This is a genomic window from Streptomyces sp. 549 (assembly GCF_030124175.1).
Taxonomy (GTDB): Bacteria; Actinomycetota; Actinomycetes; order Streptomycetales; family Streptomycetaceae; genus Streptomyces.
Genome location: NZ_JASKMT010000001.1, coordinates 197,887 through 215,255, shown reverse-complemented (window position 1 = coordinate 215,255; position 17,369 = coordinate 197,887). Strand labels below are relative to the sequence as shown.

General features: G+C 72.8%; 18 protein-coding genes. 14 read left to right on the top strand and 4 right to left on the bottom strand.

The window, feature by feature from the left end; genetic code table 11:
- The first annotated feature begins 6 nt into the window (after positions 1 to 6).
- From QNO07_RS00980 to QNO07_RS00950, 7 genes are all read left to right on the top strand, one after another.
- The gene (locus QNO07_RS00980) at positions 7 to 888 is read left to right on the top strand and encodes a glycosyltransferase family 2 protein (RefSeq protein ID WP_283989597.1); all 882 of its coding nucleotides are present in this window, start codon (positions 7 to 9) and stop codon (positions 886 to 888) included.
- Between the two features lie 62 nt (positions 889 to 950).
- Entirely contained in the window at positions 951 to 1,889 is a 939-nt protein-coding gene (locus QNO07_RS00975) for an ABC transporter permease (RefSeq protein WP_283989357.1), read from the top strand.
- The gene (locus tag QNO07_RS00970; protein ID WP_283989356.1) at positions 1,876 to 2,691 is read left to right on the top strand and encodes an ABC transporter ATP-binding protein; all 816 of its coding nucleotides are present in this window, start codon (positions 1,876 to 1,878) and stop codon (positions 2,689 to 2,691) included. The genes QNO07_RS00975 and QNO07_RS00970 overlap by 14 nt, the downstream gene beginning before the upstream one ends.
- A 212-nt stretch (positions 2,692 to 2,903) precedes the next feature.
- The gene (gene hpnC, locus QNO07_RS00965; RefSeq protein WP_283989355.1) at positions 2,904 to 3,833 is read left to right on the top strand and encodes a squalene synthase HpnC; all 930 of its coding nucleotides are present in this window, start codon (positions 2,904 to 2,906) and stop codon (positions 3,831 to 3,833) included.
- Positions 3,830 to 4,777, top strand: coding sequence for a presqualene diphosphate synthase HpnD (gene hpnD, locus QNO07_RS00960; RefSeq protein WP_283989354.1), 948 nt, complete (start codon positions 3,830 to 3,832; stop codon positions 4,775 to 4,777). The genes hpnC and hpnD overlap by 4 nt, the downstream gene beginning before the upstream one ends.
- Positions 4,774 to 6,189: a hydroxysqualene dehydroxylase HpnE gene (gene hpnE, locus QNO07_RS00955; RefSeq protein ID WP_283989353.1), complete on the top strand. Its 1,416-nt coding sequence runs from the start codon at positions 4,774 to 4,776 to the stop codon at positions 6,187 to 6,189. Before hpnD ends, hpnE begins: the two co-directional genes overlap by 4 nt.
- A 22-nt stretch (positions 6,190 to 6,211) precedes the next feature.
- Positions 6,212 to 7,342: a polyprenyl synthetase family protein gene (locus QNO07_RS00950; protein WP_283989352.1), complete on the top strand. Its 1,131-nt coding sequence runs from the start codon at positions 6,212 to 6,214 to the stop codon at positions 7,340 to 7,342.
- A gap of 63 nt (positions 7,343 to 7,405) precedes the next feature.
- On the opposite strand, the gene QNO07_RS00945 is transcribed toward QNO07_RS00950, so the two are convergent.
- Complete coding sequence (locus tag QNO07_RS00945; protein WP_283989351.1) at positions 7,406 to 8,218, bottom strand: tyrosine-protein phosphatase; 813 nt, start codon at positions 8,216 to 8,218, stop codon at positions 7,406 to 7,408.
- A gap of 115 nt (positions 8,219 to 8,333) precedes the next feature.
- Between QNO07_RS00945 and QNO07_RS00940 the strand changes: the two genes are divergently transcribed.
- The 6 genes from QNO07_RS00940 (at position 8,334) to QNO07_RS00915 (ending at position 12,978) form a co-directional block, all read left to right on the top strand.
- Positions 8,334 to 8,975 carry an alpha-ketoglutarate-dependent dioxygenase AlkB family protein gene (locus QNO07_RS00940; RefSeq protein WP_283989350.1) on the top strand — a complete coding sequence of 214 codons (642 nt, stop codon included), beginning with the start codon at positions 8,334 to 8,336 and terminating at the stop codon, positions 8,973 to 8,975.
- Between the two features lie 210 nt (positions 8,976 to 9,185).
- Positions 9,186 to 10,994: a sensor histidine kinase gene (locus QNO07_RS00935; RefSeq protein ID WP_283989349.1), complete on the top strand. Its 1,809-nt coding sequence runs from the start codon at positions 9,186 to 9,188 to the stop codon at positions 10,992 to 10,994.
- A 67-nt stretch (positions 10,995 to 11,061) separates the two neighbouring features.
- A complete protein-coding gene (locus QNO07_RS00930; RefSeq protein ID WP_283989348.1) occupies positions 11,062 to 11,478 on the top strand; it encodes a roadblock/LC7 domain-containing protein in 417 nt (138 codons plus the stop codon).
- 4 nt (positions 11,479 to 11,482) lie between these two features.
- On the top strand, positions 11,483 to 11,857 hold the full coding sequence (locus QNO07_RS00925) for a DUF742 domain-containing protein (RefSeq protein ID WP_283989346.1): 375 nt from the start codon (positions 11,483 to 11,485) through the stop codon (positions 11,855 to 11,857).
- Positions 11,835 to 12,455 (top strand): GTP-binding protein, encoded by a 621-nt coding sequence (locus QNO07_RS00920; protein WP_283989345.1) that lies wholly within the window; start codon positions 11,835 to 11,837, stop codon positions 12,453 to 12,455. The genes QNO07_RS00925 and QNO07_RS00920 overlap by 23 nt, the downstream gene beginning before the upstream one ends.
- A complete protein-coding gene (locus QNO07_RS00915; RefSeq protein WP_283989344.1) occupies positions 12,406 to 12,978 on the top strand; it encodes a GAF domain-containing protein in 573 nt (190 codons plus the stop codon). The genes QNO07_RS00920 and QNO07_RS00915 overlap by 50 nt, the downstream gene beginning before the upstream one ends.
- A gap of 28 nt (positions 12,979 to 13,006) precedes the next feature.
- On the opposite strand, the gene QNO07_RS00910 is transcribed toward QNO07_RS00915, so the two are convergent.
- Positions 13,007 to 14,209 carry an acyl-CoA dehydrogenase family protein gene (locus QNO07_RS00910; RefSeq protein ID WP_283989342.1) on the bottom strand — a complete coding sequence of 401 codons (1,203 nt, stop codon included), beginning with the start codon at positions 14,207 to 14,209 and terminating at the stop codon, positions 13,007 to 13,009.
- A 402-nt stretch (positions 14,210 to 14,611) separates the two neighbouring features.
- Here QNO07_RS00910 and QNO07_RS00905 point away from each other — a divergent pair, with 402 nt between their 5' ends.
- Entirely contained in the window at positions 14,612 to 15,553 is a 942-nt protein-coding gene (locus QNO07_RS00905; protein WP_283989341.1) for an alpha/beta fold hydrolase, read from the top strand.
- A gap of 95 nt (positions 15,554 to 15,648) precedes the next feature.
- On the opposite strand, the gene QNO07_RS00900 is transcribed toward QNO07_RS00905, so the two are convergent.
- Entirely contained in the window at positions 15,649 to 16,551 is a 903-nt protein-coding gene (locus QNO07_RS00900; RefSeq protein WP_283989340.1) for a transketolase family protein, read from the bottom strand.
- Between the two features lie 28 nt (positions 16,552 to 16,579).
- Positions 16,580 to 17,347 (bottom strand): thiamine pyrophosphate-binding protein, encoded by a 768-nt coding sequence (locus tag QNO07_RS00895; RefSeq protein WP_502961743.1) that lies wholly within the window; start codon positions 17,345 to 17,347, stop codon positions 16,580 to 16,582.
- Between the last annotated feature and the right edge of the window lie 22 nt (positions 17,348 to 17,369).

The window sequence follows — 17,369 nt, the reverse complement described above, 5'->3', positions numbered from 1 at the left end:
CCCGCGATGCGCCTCGGCGCGGTCGTGCTCACCATGGGCAACCGGCCCGAGGAACTGCGCGCCCTGCTCGACTCGGTCGCCAGGCAGGAGGGCGACCCGGTCGAGGTGGTCGTCGTCGGCAACGGCGCCCCGCTGCCCGAACTGCCCTCGCCGCCCGGCGGCCTGCGTACCGTCGAACTGCCCGAGAACCTGGGCATCCCCGGCGGGCGCAACGTCGGCGTCGAGGCGTTCGGCCCGGACGGGCGGGACGTCGACGCGGTGCTGTTCCTCGACGACGACGGCCTGCTGCCCGGTACCGACACCGCCCAGCTGTGCCGGCAGGCGTTCGCCGACGACCCGCGGCTGGGCATCATCAGCTTCCGCATCGCCGACCCCGACACCGGAGCCACCCAGCGGCGGCACGTGCCGCGGCTGCGCGCCGCCGACCCGATGCGCTCCTCGAAGGCCACCACCTTCCTGGGCGGCGCCAGCGCGGTCCGCACCGAGGTGCTGGCCGAGGTCGGCGCACTGCCCGCCGAGTTCTTCTACGCGCACGAGGAGACCGACCTGGCCTGGCGGGCGCTGGACGCCGGCTGGAACATCGACTACCGGGCCGACATGGTGCTGCACCACCCCACCACGTCACCGGCCCGGCACGCCGTCTACCACCGCATGGTGGCCCGCAACCGGGTCTGGCTGGCCCGCCGCAACCTCCCCCTCCCGCTGGTCCCCGTCTACCTCGGGGTGTGGCTGCTGCTCACGTTGCTGCGCCGCCCGTCCCGCCCCGCGCTGCGCGCCTGGCTGGGCGGTTTCCGCGAGGGCTGGGCGACGCCGTGCGGTCCTCGCCGCCCGATGAAGTGGCGTACGGTGTGGCGCATGGCCCGCCTGGGCCGCCCTCCGGTCATCTGACACGCCTGGGTCTGAGAGCATCGGACTTCACGCCCCTGCAGAGTGAGGACGAAAGTTTCAACGTGAGCGAGTCCACGCACGACGGTGCGGTCGCTGAGAACGCGCAGAACTCCCCCGACGACGGTCTGTCCCCGACCGAGCTCGCGGCGAAGTACGGCCTGACGGTGAGCGGGGCCCGGCCCTCGCTGGCCGCGTACGTGCGCCAGCTGTGGAGCCGTCGGCACTTCATCCTGACCTTCTCCCGCGCGAAGCTGCACGCCCAGTACAGCCAGGCCAAGCTCGGTCAGATGTGGCAGGTGATGACGCCGCTGCTCAACGCGGGCGTCTACTTCCTCATCTTCGGCCTGATCCTTCGTGCTGGGCGCGGCATGCCGATCACCGACTACATCCCGTTCCTGGTGATCGGGGTGTTCGTCTTCACCTTCACGCAGAGTTCCGCGCTGTCGGGGGTGCGGGCCATCTCCGGCAACCTCGGGCTGGTGAGGGCGCTGCACTTCCCACGTGCCTCGCTGCCGATCTCCTTCGCGCTCCAGCAGCTCCAGCAGCTGCTGTACTCGATGGCGATCGTGTTCGTCTTCGTGGTGTCGTTCGGCAACTACCCGAGACTGTCCTGGCTGCTGGTCCTGCCGGTCCTGGTGCTGCAGTTCGTCTTCAACGTCGGGCTGTCGCTGATCCTGGCCAGGATGGGCGCGAAGACCCCCGACCTCGCCCAACTGATGCCGTTCGTGCTGCGCACCTGGATGTACGCCTCCGGTGTGCTGTTCAGCATCCCGCTGATGCTGAAGGACCGGGAGAACGTCCCCACCTGGGTCGCCGACGTGCTGATGTGGAACCCGGCGGCCGTCTACATGGACCTGATCAGGTTCGCCCTGATCGACGGCTACGGAGCCGAGTACCTGCCGCCGCACGTCTGGGCGCTCGCGGTCGGCTGGGCCCTGGTGGTGGCCGTGCTCGGCTTTGTGTACTTCTGGAAGGCGGAGGAGCGTTATGGCCGTGGCTGAGTCGACGAGCCCCCCGAGCGAGACCGCGGACCGCCCAGAGGCCGGGCGCGTCCCCACCGTCATCTGCGACGACCTGCACATCGTGTACCGGGTCTACGGCGGTACCCGCGGCAAGGGCAGCGCCACCTCCGCGCTCAGCCGCATCGTGCGCCGCAAGCCGGGCGGCGGCGTGCGGGAGGTGCACGCCGTGAAGGGCGTCAGCTTCACCGCCTACCGGGGTGAGGCGATCGGACTCATCGGCTCCAACGGCTCGGGCAAGTCCACCCTGCTGCGGGCCGTCGCCGGGCTGCTGCCGGCCGAGCGCGGCCGGGTCTACACCGACGGCCAGCCCTCGCTGCTGGGCGTGAACGCCGCGCTGATGAACGACCTCACCGGCGAGCGCAACGTGGTGCTCGGCGGGCTCGCCATGGGCATGAGCCGCGATCAGGTGCGGGAGCGGTTCGACGGCATCGTCGAGTTCTCCGGCATCAACGACAAGGGCGACTTCATCAGCCTGCCGATGCGCACGTACTCGTCAGGCATGTCCGCCCGGCTGCGGTTCTCCATCGCGGCGGCCAAGGACCACGACGTGCTGATGATCGACGAGGCGCTGGCCACCGGCGACAAGAAGTTCCAGAAGCGCTCAGAGGCACGCATCCGCGAGCTGCGGGCCGAGGCCGGCACGGTCTTCCTGGTCAGCCACAACAACAAGTCCATCCGGGACACCTGCGAACGGGTGCTGTGGCTGGAGAGCGGGACGCTGCGCATGGACGGTCCCACCGAGGACGTGCTCAAGGAGTACGAGAAGTTCACCAACAGGTGAGCGGCGTACACCGACAGTAACCCTATCGAGGCCCCCGCCTGGCGGGGGCCTCCCTCGTGTGCCGGACACCACAGGCGGGCCTTCCATCACCGGGGGAACCGGACACGTAGACTTGACGAGTGTCTGATTAGTCACTTTCTGTCACGAATGTGACTGCTCGGGATCCGACGGAGAGACGGAAGAGTGACAGCGATGGCATCGGGCAGCACACGATGAGCGCGCCGGCACAGCCGCAGTCCCAGCCGCAGGTCGACTCGGTGCTCGACCAGGCCGCACGGGAGAACTTCCCCGTGGCGCCGCGCTTCCTCCCCGAAGCCTGGCGCGACGGCCTGATGGCCGTCTACGGCTACGCCCGGCTGGTCGACGACATCGGTGACGGCGACCTCGCGCCCGGCGGCGGCGACGCCCGCGCCCTGGGTGTCGCACCGGAGCACGCCGAGGACCGCCTCGCACTGCTCGACGCGCTGGAGTCCGACCTGCACCGGGTCTTCCGCGTGGCAGGGACCCCCGGCCACGGCCGCCCCGACGCCTCCGGCCCCGGCCACCCGCTGCTCGCGGCGCTCGTCCCGGTCGTCGCCCGCCACGGACTCACCGAGCAGCCCTTCCACGCGCTGATCGAGGCCAACCGGCAGGACCAGCGGGTCACCCGCTACGCCACCTGGGAGGACCTGCTCGGCTACTGCGAGCTGTCCGCCAACCCGGTGGGCCGACTGGTACTGGCCGTCACCGGCACCACCAGCCCGGAGCGGGTACGCCGCTCCGACGCGATCTGCACCGCGCTGCAGATCGTCGAGCACCTCCAGGACGTTGCCGAGGACCGCGCCCGCGACCGCGTCTACCTGCCCGCCGAGGACATGGCGCGCTTCCACGTCCGCGAGGCCGACCTCGACGCGCCGACGGCCTCCGCGTCCCTGCGGGCCCTGGTCGCCTGGGAGACCGAGCGGGCCCGCGTGCTGCTCGACGAGGGCGCCCCGCTCGTCCGCAGCGTCCCCGGACGGCTGCGCCTGCTGCTGGCGGGCTTCGTCGGCGGAGGGCGGGCCGCGGCCGACGCGATCGCCGCTGCCGGCTTCGACGTCCTCGCCGGCCCGCCCAGGGCCGGCCGGCTCACCCGCCTGCGCCAGACCGGGGCGGCACTTCGATGAGAGGAACGACCCGCACCGTGCCCCGCACCCCGTCCCTGTCGCCCCCGGTACTCGCCGCCTACCGCTACTGCGAGTCCGTCACCTCCCAGCAGGCCCGCAACTTCGCCTACGGCATCCGCCTGCTGTCCGGCCCCGAGCGCCGCGCCCTCTGCGCGCTGTACGCCTTCGCCCGGCGGGTGGACGACATCGGCGACGGCGACCTCCCGCCGGACGCCAAGCAGCACCGGCTCACCGAGACCCGCGCACTGCTCGGCCAGATCCGTGACGGCGCAGTGGCCGAGGACGCCACCGACCCCGTCGCCGTCGCCCTCGCCGACACCGCGACCCGCTACCCGGTGCCGCTGGACGCCCTCGACGAGCTGATCGACGGTGTCCTGATGGACGTGCACGGCCGCGAGTACCGCACCTGGGAGGACCTGCGCGAGTACTGCCACTGCGTGGCGGGCACCATCGGCCGTCTCTCCCTGGGAGTCTTCGGTACCGTGCCCGGCGCCGTCGGAGCCGCACGCGCCCCCGAGTACGCCGACACGCTCGGGCTGGCGCTCCAGCTCACCAACATCCTGCGCGACCTGCGCGAGGACGCCGAGAGCGGCCGCAGCTACCTGCCGCGCGAGGACCTGGAGAAGTTCGGCTGCGAAGCGGGCTTCCGGCACGAGACCCCGCCCGCCGGCGGCGACTTCACCGGTCTGGTCCGCCACCAGGCGCAGCGCGCCCGGGCACTGTTCGAGGAGGGCTACCGGCTGCTGCCGCTGCTCGACCGCCGGTCCGGGGCCTGCGTCGCCGCCATGGCGGGCATCTACCGGCGGCTCCTGGACCGCATCGACGCCGAGCCCGAGGCGGTACTCGCCGGCCGGGTGGCGCTGCCCGCCGGTCAGAAGGCGCTGGTGGCCGTACGCGGACTCTCCGGCCTGGACACCCGGGCAGCCCGCAGGGCCGCGAGGTGAGCGAAGACCAGCGAGCCGTCGTCATCGGCGGCGGCCTGGCCGGAGCGACCGCCGCGCTGCGGCTCGCCGACGCCGGCCTGCGCACCGAACTCGTCGAATCCCGGCCCCGGCTGGGCGGCCTGGCGTTCTCCTTCCCGCGCGCCTCGCCGGTCGGTGAGCTGGCCGTGGACAACGGCCAGCACGTGTACCTGCGGTGCTGCGACGCCTACCGCTGGTTCCTCGACCGCGTCGACGGCACCGCCCTGGCGCCGCTGCAACGGCGCCTCGACGTACCCGTGCTGGACGCGGCCAGCGGCCGGCTCGGCCGCCTGCGGCGCACCGCGGCGCCGGTGCCGCTGCACCTGGCCGCCGGCCTCGCCCGCTACCCGCACCTGTCTCCCCTGGAGCGGCTCCGCGCCGGGCGGGCCGCACTGGCCCTGCGCCGCCTGGACCTCACCGACCCGGCGCTGGACGAGGTCGACTTCGGCAGCTGGCTGCGCCGCCACGGGCAGTCGTCCCGGGCCGTCGAGGCGCTGTGGGACCTCGTCGGCGTCGCCACGCTCAACGCCCGCGCGGACGACGTGTCACTGGCACTCGCCGCCAAGGTGTTCCGCACCGGTCTGCTCACCGCACCGGGCGCCGCCGACATCGGCTGGGCCGAGGTCCCGCTCGGCGAACTGCACGACACCCGCACCAGGGCCGCGCTTGACCGCGCCGGAGTACGGGTGCGCACCTCCGCGCGCGCCAAGGCCCTGCACGCCGCCCCGGACGGCACCTGGCGGGTGACGGTGGCCGGCGGCCCCGAGCGGCAGGAGACGCTGGAGGCCGGCACGGTGGTACTGGCGGTGCCGCAGGACACCGCGGCCCGGCTGCTGCCGGACGGCGCACTGGACGGCCGCGAGGCGCTGCGCGGGATCGGCGCCGCGCCGATCCTCAACGTGCACGTGGTCTACGACCGCACGGTCCTCGACCGGCCGCTGCTCGCCGCCCTGGGCACCCCGGTCCAGTGGATCTTCGACCGCACCCGGGCGTCCGGGCTGTCCGCGCTGCCCGGGGCGGGACGAAGCCAGTACCTGGCGCTCTCCCAGTCGGCCGCCCAGGACGACATCGACCGGCCCGTCGCCGAGCTGCGCGCCCGCTACCTCCCCGAACTGGAACGGCTGCTGCCGGCCGCCCGGACCGCCGAGGTGCGGGACTTCTTCGTCACCCGGGAGCGGACGGCGACCTTCGCCCCCACTCCCGGCGTCGGCCGCCTGCGGCCCAATTCGTGCACGCGTGCGCCGGGTCTCTATCTGGCGGGCTCGTGGATTGCCACCGGCTGGCCAGCGACCATGGAGGGCGCGGTCCGCAGCGGGCTGACCGCGGCCCGGGAAGCCCTGGCCCGGCTCGGGCGGACGCACGACGACGATCTCCAGGAGACGGCGTGGGCCTGATCACCGAACAAGAGGAGACCATGTGAACCCGGTGCAACCGGCAGACGTCGGCATCGACACGGCCGGCGTGACCGCGCTGCTCGATCGCGGACGTACGCTCGCCATGCCGGAGCTGCGCGCTGCGGTAGGCCGCCTCGCAGCGCCGATGGACACCGTCGCCGCCTACCACTTCGGCTGGATCGACGCCGCCGGCCGTCCCGCCGACGGTGACGGCGGCAAGGCGGTGCGCCCGGCGCTGGCGCTGCTGTCCGCGGAGGTGGCCGGCGCACCCGCGGAGACCGGTATCCCGGGTGCCGTCGCGGTGGAGCTGGTGCACAACTTCTCGCTGCTGCACGACGACCTGATGGACGGCGACGAGCAGCGGCGGCACCGGGACACCGTCTGGAAGGTGCACGGCCCGGCCCAGGCCATCCTGGTGGGCGACGCGCTGTTCGCGCTCGCCAACGAACTGCTGCTGGAACTGGGCACGGTCGAGGCCGGGCGCGCGGCCCGCCGCCTCGCGGTCGCCAGCCGCAAGCTGATCGACGGCCAGGCGCAGGACATCTCCTTCGAGCACCGCGAGCGGGTGACCGTCGCCGAGTGCCTGGAGATGGAGGGCAACAAGACGGGGGCGCTGCTGGCCTGCGCGGTGTCCGTCGGCGCGGTGCTCGGCGGGGCGGACGACCGCACGGCCGACGCGCTGGAGGCCTACGGGCACCACCTGGGCCTGGCGTTCCAGGCGGTCGACGACCTGCTGGGCATCTGGGGTGACCCGCAGTCCACCGGCAAGCAGACCTGGAGTGACCTGCGGCAGCGCAAGAAGTCCCTGCCGGTGGTGGCCGCGCTGGCAGCGGGCGGCCCGGCCGCCGACCGGCTGGGCGAGCTGCTGGCCGCCGACGCCAAGGAGCAGGTGCGGCGTGACGAGGCCCAGGCCGCGGGCGCGGGGCCGGACGGCAGCACACCGGACCAGGCCTTCGACGCCGCCTTCGGCGAGGAGGACTTCGCCGCCCGGGCCGTGCTGATCGAGCAGGCCGGCGGCCGGGAGTGGACCGAGCAGGAGGCGCGGCGGCAGCACGCCACGGCGATCGCGGCGCTCGACGGCATCAGCATGCCGGAGCACGTCCGCCGCCAGCTGGTGGCGGTGGCCGGCTTCGTGGTCGAGCGCAGCCGTTGAACCCCGCGGCGCCGGCCCTCGGCGGGGCCGGCGCCGCAGGTCACGGTGCGGGGCCGGCAGGGCTCAGTCCAGGAACCGGTCGCGCAGCCGTTCCCGAGTGGTGTCGGCCAGGCCCAGCCCGCTGCGCAGGTAGGTGTCCACGTCGCCCCAGGCGTCGGTGATCGTCTCGTAGGCGGCGGCCAGGTAGGCGGCTCGGGCGTCGAACAGCGGCGACAGCAGTTCCCGCACCTCGGGGTCGATGCCGTTCCGCTCGGCCGGGTTGCCGCGGTGCACCCGGTACCGCCGGTGCGGGTCGTTGGAGAGCAGGTAGTCGGCCTCGATGGCGTCCCGCTCGACGCCGAGGGCGAGCAGGGTGACGGCCACCGTCAGCCCGGCCCGGTCCTTGCCCGCGGCGCAGTGCATCAGCGCGGGAACACTGCCCTTCGCGAGGTCGTGCAGCACGCGGCTGTGCTCGCCGGTGCGGCCCTTGATGATCTCCCGGTAGGCGGTGACCATGCGCCCGGCCGCCTGTCCGCCGGCCAGTGCGGTGCGCAGCTGCGCGACGTCACCGTCGCGGACCATCTGCCAGAACTCCGCGCCGTCTGCCGGGTCGGTGAGGGGTATGTTGACGTTGCGCACGCCCGGCAGCGGCACGTCCGGCCCTTCCAGCGCCTGGTCGGCGGCGTTGCGGAAGTCGTAGACGGTGTGGAGCCCCAGGCCGCTGAGGAACGCGGTGTCCTGCTCGGTCGCGTGGGCCAGGTGGCCGCTGCGGAAGAGTACTCCGGGCCGGACCCGCCGACCGTCGGTCGTCGGCAGACCGCCGACGTCACGGAAGTTGCGCACCCCGGCCAGTACGGGTTCCACGGTCTCGGACGTCACGGGCACTCCTCCATGCATACGGCAGCCGACGGTGTCGACGATACGACAAAGGTGCCCGGGTCAATCATGTGGCGGGGGAGCGCGGGGATGCGCTACCCGGTCGGGACGTGCGCCGGGTACCTACCCTGGTGTGGTGAGCGAGGGACTCTTTCCGCCGCAAGCGGTCGAGGTGGCGCCGGGGGCGGTGCACCTTCCCGGGCTGCTGGACCGGGCGGCGCAGCGCCGCCTGCTGGCGGCGTGCCGCGAGTGGGCCCGCCCGCCCGCGGGCCTGCGGACCGTGCGGATGCCGCGCGGTGGCGAGATGTCGGTGCGGCAGCTGAGCCTGGGCTGGCACTGGTTCCCCTACGGCTACGCGCGCACGGTGGTGGACGGGGACGGCGCTCCGGTGAAACCGTTCCCGGCCTGGCTGGGGGAGTGGGCGCGGGCTGCCCTGCAGGAGGCGTACGGCGAGGTGCCGCACGCTGTCGACTACGACATCGCGCTGGTCAACTTCTATGGCGAAGGCGCCCGCATGGGTATGCACCGGGACAGTGACGAACGCTCCCATGCCCCGGTGGTGTCCTACAGCCTCGGCGATAGGTGTGTATTCCGTTTCGGCCATTCCCAGGGTCGCGGTCGCCCGTGGACGGATATCGAACTCGCCAGCGGTGACGGATTTGTCTTCGGTGGGAGCGCTCGCCTGGCCTACCACGGAGTGCCCCGCACGCTTCCGGGAACCTCGCCTTCTTGGCTTGATCTGCGCGGCCGACTCAACGTGACCGTTCGGGAACGGTAACTTCCGCCTGACGAACGAGAGTTGTGTCCCGCGACGCAGGATCACACGTGCGTGCGAAGGATTCACTCGAATGGGGCTGGCGAGGGGTGGCGAATAAGTCAACTGTGCCCGCGATCCCTTCCTACGGCTACTAGCGTGACGACCGCGCTGAGAGTCGGCGTGTGCTGCTCAAGCCGCGAAGAAGACCTCACAACTTTTTTGAGGACTGCGATGCCTGAATCCCCGAGCTATGCGGTGCCCAAGGGCAGGGAACCGTCCACACCCGGGCCTGCCGCCCCCGCCCTCGGTGGCCGTTCCGCCCTCGACACCGCCGAGACCTCCGAGGCGGGCGGGCGGAGGCGGGGCAAGGCCGCCCCGGCCGGCCGGGAGGGTGCTCGCCACGGCCGGGCACCCGCCCGCGAGTCCGGCGCCGACGCGGCGGTCCGCCGTCGCCTGATGCGCCTGGCGGTGCTGCCCGCCGGACTGGTGGCGGTCATCTCGGCCGCGGTGGTCGGGTACGTGCTGCGGGTCCGCGGCGGTGCGGACTCCGCCGGCATCGCCGCCGACTCCGCCACCCTGTGGGGCGTGCTCGCCGGCGCGCTGCTGCTGTGCTGCGCCACCGTCGTGGGCGCCGCCCTGGTGGCCTCCTCGGAGGGCCGCACCACCGTGGAGCGCTACGCGGCCCTGCGGCGCAACGCCGCCCGCACGCAGTCGGAGATCCACACCCTGCTGCGGCGCCTGGAGCAGGGCGAACGGCCCCGGCGCCCGACGCACGGCCCGATGCCCGAGCCGGGCGACGACGCCCTCGGCCTGCTCGCCCACGACGTCACCGCGGCCCAGCGCACCGCCGAGGCCGCCGTCGTCGAGGCCGCCGCGCTGGTCCGCAGCACCGCCAGCGGCAGCGAGGAGAAGGTGGAGGTCTTCGTGAACCTCGCCCGCCGCCTCCAGTCGCTGGTGCACCGCGAGATCGAACTGCTCGACGAGCTGGAGAACGAGGTCGAGGACCCGGACCTGCTGAAGGGCCTGTTCCACGTCGACCACCTGGCCACCCGGATGCGCCGCCACGCCGAGAACCTCGCCGTGCTCGGCGGTGCGGTCTCCCGCCGCCAGTGGACGCGCCCGGTCACCCTGACCGAGGTGCTGCGCTCCTCCATCGCCGAGGTCGAGCAGTACCCCCGGGTCAAGCTGGTCCCGCCGATCGAGGGCACGCTGCGCGGCCACGCCGTGGCCGACGTCATCCACCTGCTGGCCGAGCTGGTGGAGAACGCCACCGTCTACTCCGCGCCCCAGACCCAGGTGCTGATGAAGGCCCAGTACGTGACGGCCGGCCTCGCCGTGGAGGTCGAGGACCGCGGCCTGGGCATGGCGCCGGACGAGCAGAACCGGATGAACGCGCTGCTGGCCGACCCCGAGCAGATCCAGGTCGGCGAACTCCTCCAGGACGGCCGCATCGGCCTCTTCGTGGTCTCCCAGCTCGCCCGCCGCCACGGCATCGTCGTCCAGCTCCAGAGCAACATCTACGGCGGCATCCAGGCCGTGCTGATCCTGCCCCACGCCCTCCTGGGCGAGGGCCCGGGTCCCGTCCGCGAGGCGGGCCGCGCCGAGCGGCCCGAGCCCGCCGCTGTTCGCGGCGCCGAGCGTACGGCGATCCCGCCGTCCCACCCGACCCCACCGCCCCGCCCGGCCCCGCAGCCCGCGGAGATGCCGTCGCCGGTGCCCGTCCAGCGTGCCGCGGAGCCGCCGCACGTCCGCCAGGTGCCGGCCGAGGGCCCCCCGCCGCCGCCCGTGCACACCGACCTCACGCACACCCCCGTGACGGCACGGCCCTCCGCCCACCACGAGTCGGACCGGCCGCAGCTCCCGCGCCGAAGGCGCCAGGAACACCTGGTGCCGGAGCTGCGCGACCCGCCACCCGCACCCCGTCCCACCGACGAACCGGAGCCGCAGCACGACCCCGGGCTGATGGCCGCGTTCCGGCGCGGTACCAGCCTCGCGGAGGACGATCCCTCGGGAGCGGACTCCGCACCCAGTTCCCGCTAGTCACCAGCCGGCCCCTGGCAGGGGACGCCCGTGCCCGGCCCCCACCTCGAAGGAGAACAACGCGATCATGGTTGGCGAAGCGTCCATCGGTCACAGCACGGACCTGTCCTGGCTGCTGACCGGACTCGTCCAGCGCGTACCGCACTCCCGCAGCGCCCTGCTCCTGTCCTCCGACGGCCTTGTGAAGGCCGCCCACGGGCTGGAGACGGACACCGCGGACCACCTCGCGGCACTCGCCTCCGGTCTGTACTCGCTCGCGCGCAGCGCCGGCATGCGCTTCGGGGACGGCGGTGAGGTCCGGCAGGTCGTAGTGGAGCTGGACACCACGCTGCTCTTCGTGTCCACCGCGGGCCAGGGCGCCTGCCTGGCGGTACTGGCCGACCGGGACGCCGACGCGGCGGTCCTGGGCTACGAGATGGCGATGCTGGTGAAGAGCGTGCGCCCCTACCTCGCCACTCCGGCCCGGCACCCCGCGGGGCACTGAGCCCATGGCGGAACGCGAGAGGGGACCCTGGCTCGACGACGCGGCCGGACGGCTGATCCGGCCGTACACCGTCAGCAACGGCCGCACCCGGCCGTCAGCGAAGTTCGACCTGCTCACGATGGTGATGGCCACCGGAACGCGGGCCCAGAGCCACCTGGGCCCCGACCACGTGCAGGTGCTGGGCCTGTGCCACGGGCCCACCTCGGTGGCGGAGATCGCCGCCCACATAAGGCTGCCCGCGGTGGTGACGAAGGTCCTGCTCTCCGACCTCGTCGACTGCGGCGCACTGACCGCGAAGGCGCCCGCCCGGCTGGGCGCCGACTCGACCGACCGCGACCTGCTGGAGGCGGTGCTGCATGGACTCCGTGCACGGCTCTGACCCGTTCCCGACCGCTGTGAAGATCCTCATCGCGGGAGGGTTCGGCGTCGGCAAGACGACCTTCGTGGGAGCGGTCAGCGAGATCGAACCGCTCAGCACCGAGGAACTGCTCACCCAGGTGAGCGCCGCCACGGACAGCCTGGAGGGCGTCGAGTCCAAGACCACCACCACCGTGGCGATGGACTTCGGTCGCATCACCCTCAGCGACCGCCATGTGCTCTACCTGTTCGGCACCCCCGGGCAGGAGCGCTTCTGGTTCATGTGGAACGAACTGTGCACGGGCGCGCTCGGGGCGGTGGTCCTGGCCGACACCAGGCGCCTGGAGCACTGCTTCTCGGCGGTGGACTTCTTCGAGCGGCGCGGCATGGGGTTCATCGTCGCCGTCAACGAGTTCGACGGTGCGCACCGCTACACCACCGACGAGGTCCGCAGCGCCATAGACCTCAAACCCGAGGTCCCGGTGGTGATGTGCGACGCCCGGCACGCGAGTGCCACCACGCAGGTCCTTGTTTCCCTCGTCCAGCACTTGATCGACACCAGGAGCACGCATGCCGCACGCGTCGTACGACCCCACGAGTCATCTGCTCCTCACGCCTGAGGACGCGGAGGCGCCCGCCCGCGTGGTGCGGCTGCGCGAACTGGGCATCGGCGACTCGCCGGTACCCGAGTTCGACGACTTCGCCCGCAACCTCGCCCGGGTCACCGGCGCTCCCTACGCGATGGTCAACTTCATCGACGAGCACCGGCAGTACTTCGCCGGGCTGTACACGCCGGGCGCCGAGCGGGCGGTGGAGCTGGGGCCCGCCCCGGCGACGGCCCAGCCGGGACGGGTGATGGCCAGGGACCACGGCTACTGCCCGCACGTCATCGTGCGGCGCAAGGCCCTGGTCCTGGAGGACGTCTGCGACTACCCGCGGTTCGCCGGCAATCCCGTCGTCGACGAGATCGGTATCCGCTCCTATCTGGGGGCGCCGCTGATCGACCGCACCGGCATGGCGCTCGGCACGGTCTGCGTGGTGGACCAGGAACCGCGCCCATGGGGCCGCCAGGGGCTGGAGACCATCAAGTCGATGGCCGCCGAACTGGTGGACCAGATCCACCGGCGGGAGCACGGAGCCTGAGTCGGGCGGGCGGCAGGGGGCCGCGGCCTCAGCCGACGGGTTCGGGCTCCCTCCGCACCACGTCGGTGAGCTTCCGCGACCACTCGCCCTTGGCGGTGCCGAGGGCGACCTCGCCCAGCCGCAGCCGCTGGACGTCGGAGGTGCCGGCGGGCGCGAAGATGTGGTGTGCGTCGCGCAGGTACCGCTCGACGGGCCGGTCGGTGAACAGCCCGGACGCCGCGTGGATCTCCATGGCGTCGCGCGCCGAGTCGAGCGCGTACTCGACGTTCACCAGCTTCGCGTTCATCAGCTCCGCGTCGCACGGCTCGCCCTCGTCCAGCAGGTGGACCGCGTGGTAGGCGGCCAACCGGGCCGTCATCAGCCGGGAGTTCATCTGCCCGATCTTCATCTTGACCGAGCCGAGCTGCGCCAGCGGCGCGTCGTAGCGGCGCCGCTCGGTGGCGAAGCGCACGGTCTCCTCCAGGATCGCCTGGTGGATGCCGAGGGAGACCGCGGTGAGGTTGGCCCGGCCGTAGAGCACGCTGGAGGAGTACGCGACGGCCAGCCCCTCGCCCTCCCGCCCGAGCCGGTTCGCGGCGGGCACCCGGCAGTTGTCGAACCGCAACTCGCCGAAGCTGAATCCGTGCAGGCCCATGGCGGGCTGCTGGGGGCCGAGCGAGAAGCCGGGGCGGTCGGATTCCACCAGGAACGCGGTCAGCCCGCCGGAACCCGGCCCGGTGCGCATCACCACGCCGTGCAGGTCCCCGACATGGCTGTTGCCGACGTAGACCTTGCGCCCGTTGAGCAGGTAGTCGTCCCCGTCCCGCACCGCGCTGCCGTTCATCCCCAGCACGTGGCCGCCGGACTCCGGCTCGGTGACGGCGATGGTCGGCAGGCAGTCGCCGGAGGCGACCGCGGGCAGCCAGTGCTTCTTCTGCTCCTCGTCGCCGAAGTGGATGATCTTGGCCACGCCGAGCTGGGAGGCCTGGACCATGGCGCCCATCGCCCCGCTGACGCGCGACAGTTCCTCGATGATGACGGTCTTGGCAAGGTGGCCTTCTCCCATTCCGCCGTAGGCGCGGGGCACGGTGACCCCGATCCAGCCCTGACGCGCGATCAACCGGGAGAGCTCGTGCGCGGTGGTGCGCTCGGCCTCCATCCCGGCTATCCGCGGGCGGACCTCCTGTTCCGCGAAATGGCGTACTCGCGCGCGCAGTTCCTGGTGTCGTCGGTCGGTGAAGCAGCGATCCATGACGAGCCCTTCCGAGTGGCGCTCCCCACATGCCTGCCAGGTGGGGGTCGTACGTCGGCGGCCCCCGTCCCACCGGCCGACTTGAACATCGTCTTCATCACGTCGCCCGTTCAAACCGGCGCTCGGGAGTTTGACCGAAAGCCGTTTCCCTTCGACTCGATGATGATCCGATGCGCGGTCCGACAGGAGGGGGTATGAAGTTGTCCGTTTCGGCGCGGGGGGTGGTTTCCCGCAGCAATACCCAGTGGCATAGCCCGGTGACCCCAGTAATCGGCTCACAGGACCCACGCGGGCGCAAGAGGGGGCGCGAACGGGGGGCGCGCGCGCCCCGCGCTGGCCTGGTGACTTGTCCTCGTCAGTGGCCGAAGTGACGTGAGTGACCCCCGAGAAGCAGGAGGACAGATGAGAGAACCGGACACCTACACCCGCGCTGCCGACAACACCGCGGTCGCCACCTACACCTGGCTGCCCGACGGCCCGCCGCGGGCGCTGGTGCAGATCGCGCACGGAGCCGCGGAGCACGCCGGGCGCTACGACCGCTTCGCGCGGCACCTCACCCGGCACGGCTACGCGGTGGTCGCCTCCGACCACCGCGGCCACGGAGCCACCGCGGCCGGAACCGGTGGCCCGGGCGTCGTCGGTGAGAGCGGCTGGCGGGCCGTCGTCGACGACCTCCGGACCGTCGCCGACCGCGCGTTGGCCGCCCTGCCCGAACCCGTGCCGCACTTCCTGTTCGGCCACAGCATGGGCAGCCAGCTGGCCCGCGACTACGCCCAGGAGTACGGGGCCCAACTCTCCGGGCTGCTGCTCTCCGGCACCTTCAGGTCCCTGCCCGGGTGCGAGACCGAGACGGCCGTGCGGCGGCTCAACGAGGAGATCGACGCCCACGGGCGGGCGGCACCCTCCTCGTTCGTGCCCGAGCTGTTCGGCTCGCTCAACGACGCGTTCGAGCACCGCACCGGCTTCGAGTGGCTCTCCCGGGACAGCGCGGAAGTGGACCGGTACGTCGCCGACAAGCGCTGCGGGTTCCCGTTCAGCGCCGGACTCGCGCTGGACTGGGTGCTCGGGGTGCGCAAGGCCAACGCACCATACGCGCTCGCCCGCGTCCCGCGCGACCTGCCGGTGCACGTGGCGGTCGGCGACCAGGACCCGTGCCACCAGGGCATGACACTCGTCTACGAACTACTGGAGGACTTCCGCTACCTGGGTCTGACCGACCTCACCTGGCGCGCCTACGCCGGCGCCCGCCACGAGATCCTCAACGAGACCCACCGCGACCAGGTCCACGCCGACCTGACGGCGTGGCTGGACCACCGGACACCGCCCGCCGGGGCGATCCGGTAGTGACGGGGGTGCGGGCGTGACGGGGTCCTGCCATGGCGGGGTCCTGTCGTGACGGGGTCCTGCCATGACGGGGGGCGGGCGGTTGCCGGGGAAGGTCACCCGGTGAAGGCGGTGATCCGCTCCCGCAGCCCGGCGGCGTCCAGCCCGTGCGCCGCCTCGTGCTCCTGAGGGGTGCCGTAGCGCCGCAGCTCCCGCCGTCCCACACCCAGACCCAGCACCCGGTGCGGCAGATCGGCCAGGGCCTGACCTGCCGCACCTGCGGAGGTGCCCGCCAGGTAGGGCTCCACGAGCACCACCCCGGCCTCCGGGGCGGGCAGGGCCGCCCGCAGCCCGGCCGCGTCGAAGGGCCGCACGGTGGCCGCGTACAGCACGGTCACGTCCAGCCCCCGCGTCGCGGCCAGCACGTTGTCCAGCAGTGGGCCGACGGCCACCGCCACCGGCGCCCGCGGCCCGCCGCGCCGTTCCACCCGCATGCCCGGTCCGTCCACCGGCCGCGGGGCGGCGTTGGACCGCTCGGAGAGCCGCACGTACACCCGGTCGTCGCCCGCCGCGGCGGCCCGGCGCAGTAGCGACTCCGCCTCGTCCGGGTGACCGGGCACGTGCACCGTCCAGCCGTCCAGCGTGTCGAGCAGTGCCACGTCGCCGGGAGCCATGTGGGTGAAGCCGCCGGCCGGCCAGTCGTAGGAGCCGGCGGCGCTCACCAGGACGCCTCCCACGCCCTGGTGGCCGAAGTCCAGCTTCACCTGCTCGAAGGGCCGCTCGACGAGGAAGGAGGCGAAGGTGTGGAGGATCGGCCGCATGCCGGTGAGGGCCAGTCCGCCGCCCACACCGACCAGCAGCTGCTCGCGGATGCCGACGTTGATCACCCGGTCGGGGTGCCGGCGCCCGGCGGCGGCGAATCCGTCGGCGCTGATCTCGGCGAGCACCACCGCCAGCCGGGGGTCCTCGTCGAGCAGGTCGGTGACGACGGCGGTGAAGCGGTCCCGCATGGTCTCCATCAAGGGCTCCTTGGGAAGTTCCGCTGTCTCAGGGGTGCTTGGCGGCGACGCGCACCACCACGACGTGCGGCCGGCCCGGGTGCGGGCGGGTGGCGGCGGCGTGCAGTTCGGAGTGCAGCGCCGCCGTGGGGCTGGTCGGTGGCCTGCGTCCGTCGACGCAGGCCACCGACCAGCCCGACGCCTCGAACCGCTTGCGCAGCCAGGCGGACCCGGTGTGGCGGGCGGACGCGTTGTCGATCACGACCGCGTGCAGCACGTCGACGCCCTCCGCGCCCGCGAAGTCGATCGCCTCGTGGTTGCTGCCCTCGTCCAACTCGGCGTCGCCGGTGAGCACCCACACCCGTGCCGCGCTCCGGCCCCGTGCACGCAGGCCCAGCGCGGTGCCGACGGCCAGCGGCAGCCCGTGGCCGAGGGAACCGCTGCCGATCTCCACGCCTGGTACCAGCAGCCGGTCCGGGTGGTGGCCCAGCGGGGAGTCGAAGCCGCCGAAACCGGGCAGCCACTCCACCGGCAGGAAGCCCTTCGCGGCGAGCACGGCGTAGTAGGCCATCGGACCGTGGCCCTTGGAGAGCAGGAACCGGTCCCGGTCCGGATCGTCGGCCGACTCCGGGGCGACCCGCAGCACCCGGTCGTAGAGCACCCACAGCGCGTCCAGCGTGGAGGTGGCGGCCGGGCCGTGCTTCTCGGCGCCCGTCATCAGTGCCATCAGGCGGGGGAGATCGCCGTAGCCGTAGCCGCCGGAGGCGGTCGACGGCGTGGTGCGGACCGCCGGCAGCGGCGGGAGTCGAGTGGTCATGGAGAGAAGCGTGCAACCTCAA

Bases quoted from the DNA above. Each gene is read 5' to 3' on its own strand.
- QNO07_RS00980 (WP_283989597.1), top strand. From the start codon at position 7: ATGCGCCTCGGCGCGGTCGTGCTCACCATGGGCAACCGGCCCGAGGAA.
- QNO07_RS00970 (WP_283989356.1), top strand. From the start codon at position 1,876: ATGGCCGTGGCTGAGTCGACGAGCCCCCCGAGCGAGACCGCGGACCGC.
- hpnC (WP_283989355.1), top strand. From the start codon at position 2,904: ATGAGCGCGCCGGCACAGCCGCAGTCCCAGCCGCAGGTCGACTCGGTG.
- hpnD (WP_283989354.1), top strand. From the start codon at position 3,830: ATGAGAGGAACGACCCGCACCGTGCCCCGCACCCCGTCCCTGTCGCCC.
- QNO07_RS00945 (WP_283989351.1), bottom strand. From the start codon at position 8,218: ATGCATGGAGGAGTGCCCGTGACGTCCGAGACCGTGGAACCCGTACTG.
- QNO07_RS00935 (WP_283989349.1), top strand. From the start codon at position 9,186: ATGCCTGAATCCCCGAGCTATGCGGTGCCCAAGGGCAGGGAACCGTCC.
- QNO07_RS00930 (WP_283989348.1), top strand. From the start codon at position 11,062: ATGGTTGGCGAAGCGTCCATCGGTCACAGCACGGACCTGTCCTGGCTG.
- QNO07_RS00925 (WP_283989346.1), top strand. From the start codon at position 11,483: ATGGCGGAACGCGAGAGGGGACCCTGGCTCGACGACGCGGCCGGACGG.
- QNO07_RS00920 (WP_283989345.1), top strand. From the start codon at position 11,835: ATGGACTCCGTGCACGGCTCTGACCCGTTCCCGACCGCTGTGAAGATC.
- QNO07_RS00915 (WP_283989344.1), top strand. From the start codon at position 12,406: ATGCCGCACGCGTCGTACGACCCCACGAGTCATCTGCTCCTCACGCCT.
- QNO07_RS00910 (WP_283989342.1), bottom strand. From the start codon at position 14,209: ATGGATCGCTGCTTCACCGACCGACGACACCAGGAACTGCGCGCGCGA.
- QNO07_RS00905 (WP_283989341.1), top strand. From the start codon at position 14,612: ATGAGAGAACCGGACACCTACACCCGCGCTGCCGACAACACCGCGGTC.
- QNO07_RS00900 (WP_283989340.1), bottom strand. From the start codon at position 16,551: ATGGAGACCATGCGGGACCGCTTCACCGCCGTCGTCACCGACCTGCTC.
- QNO07_RS00895 (WP_502961743.1), bottom strand. From the start codon at position 17,347: ATGACCACTCGACTCCCGCCGCTGCCGGCGGTCCGCACCACGCCGTCG.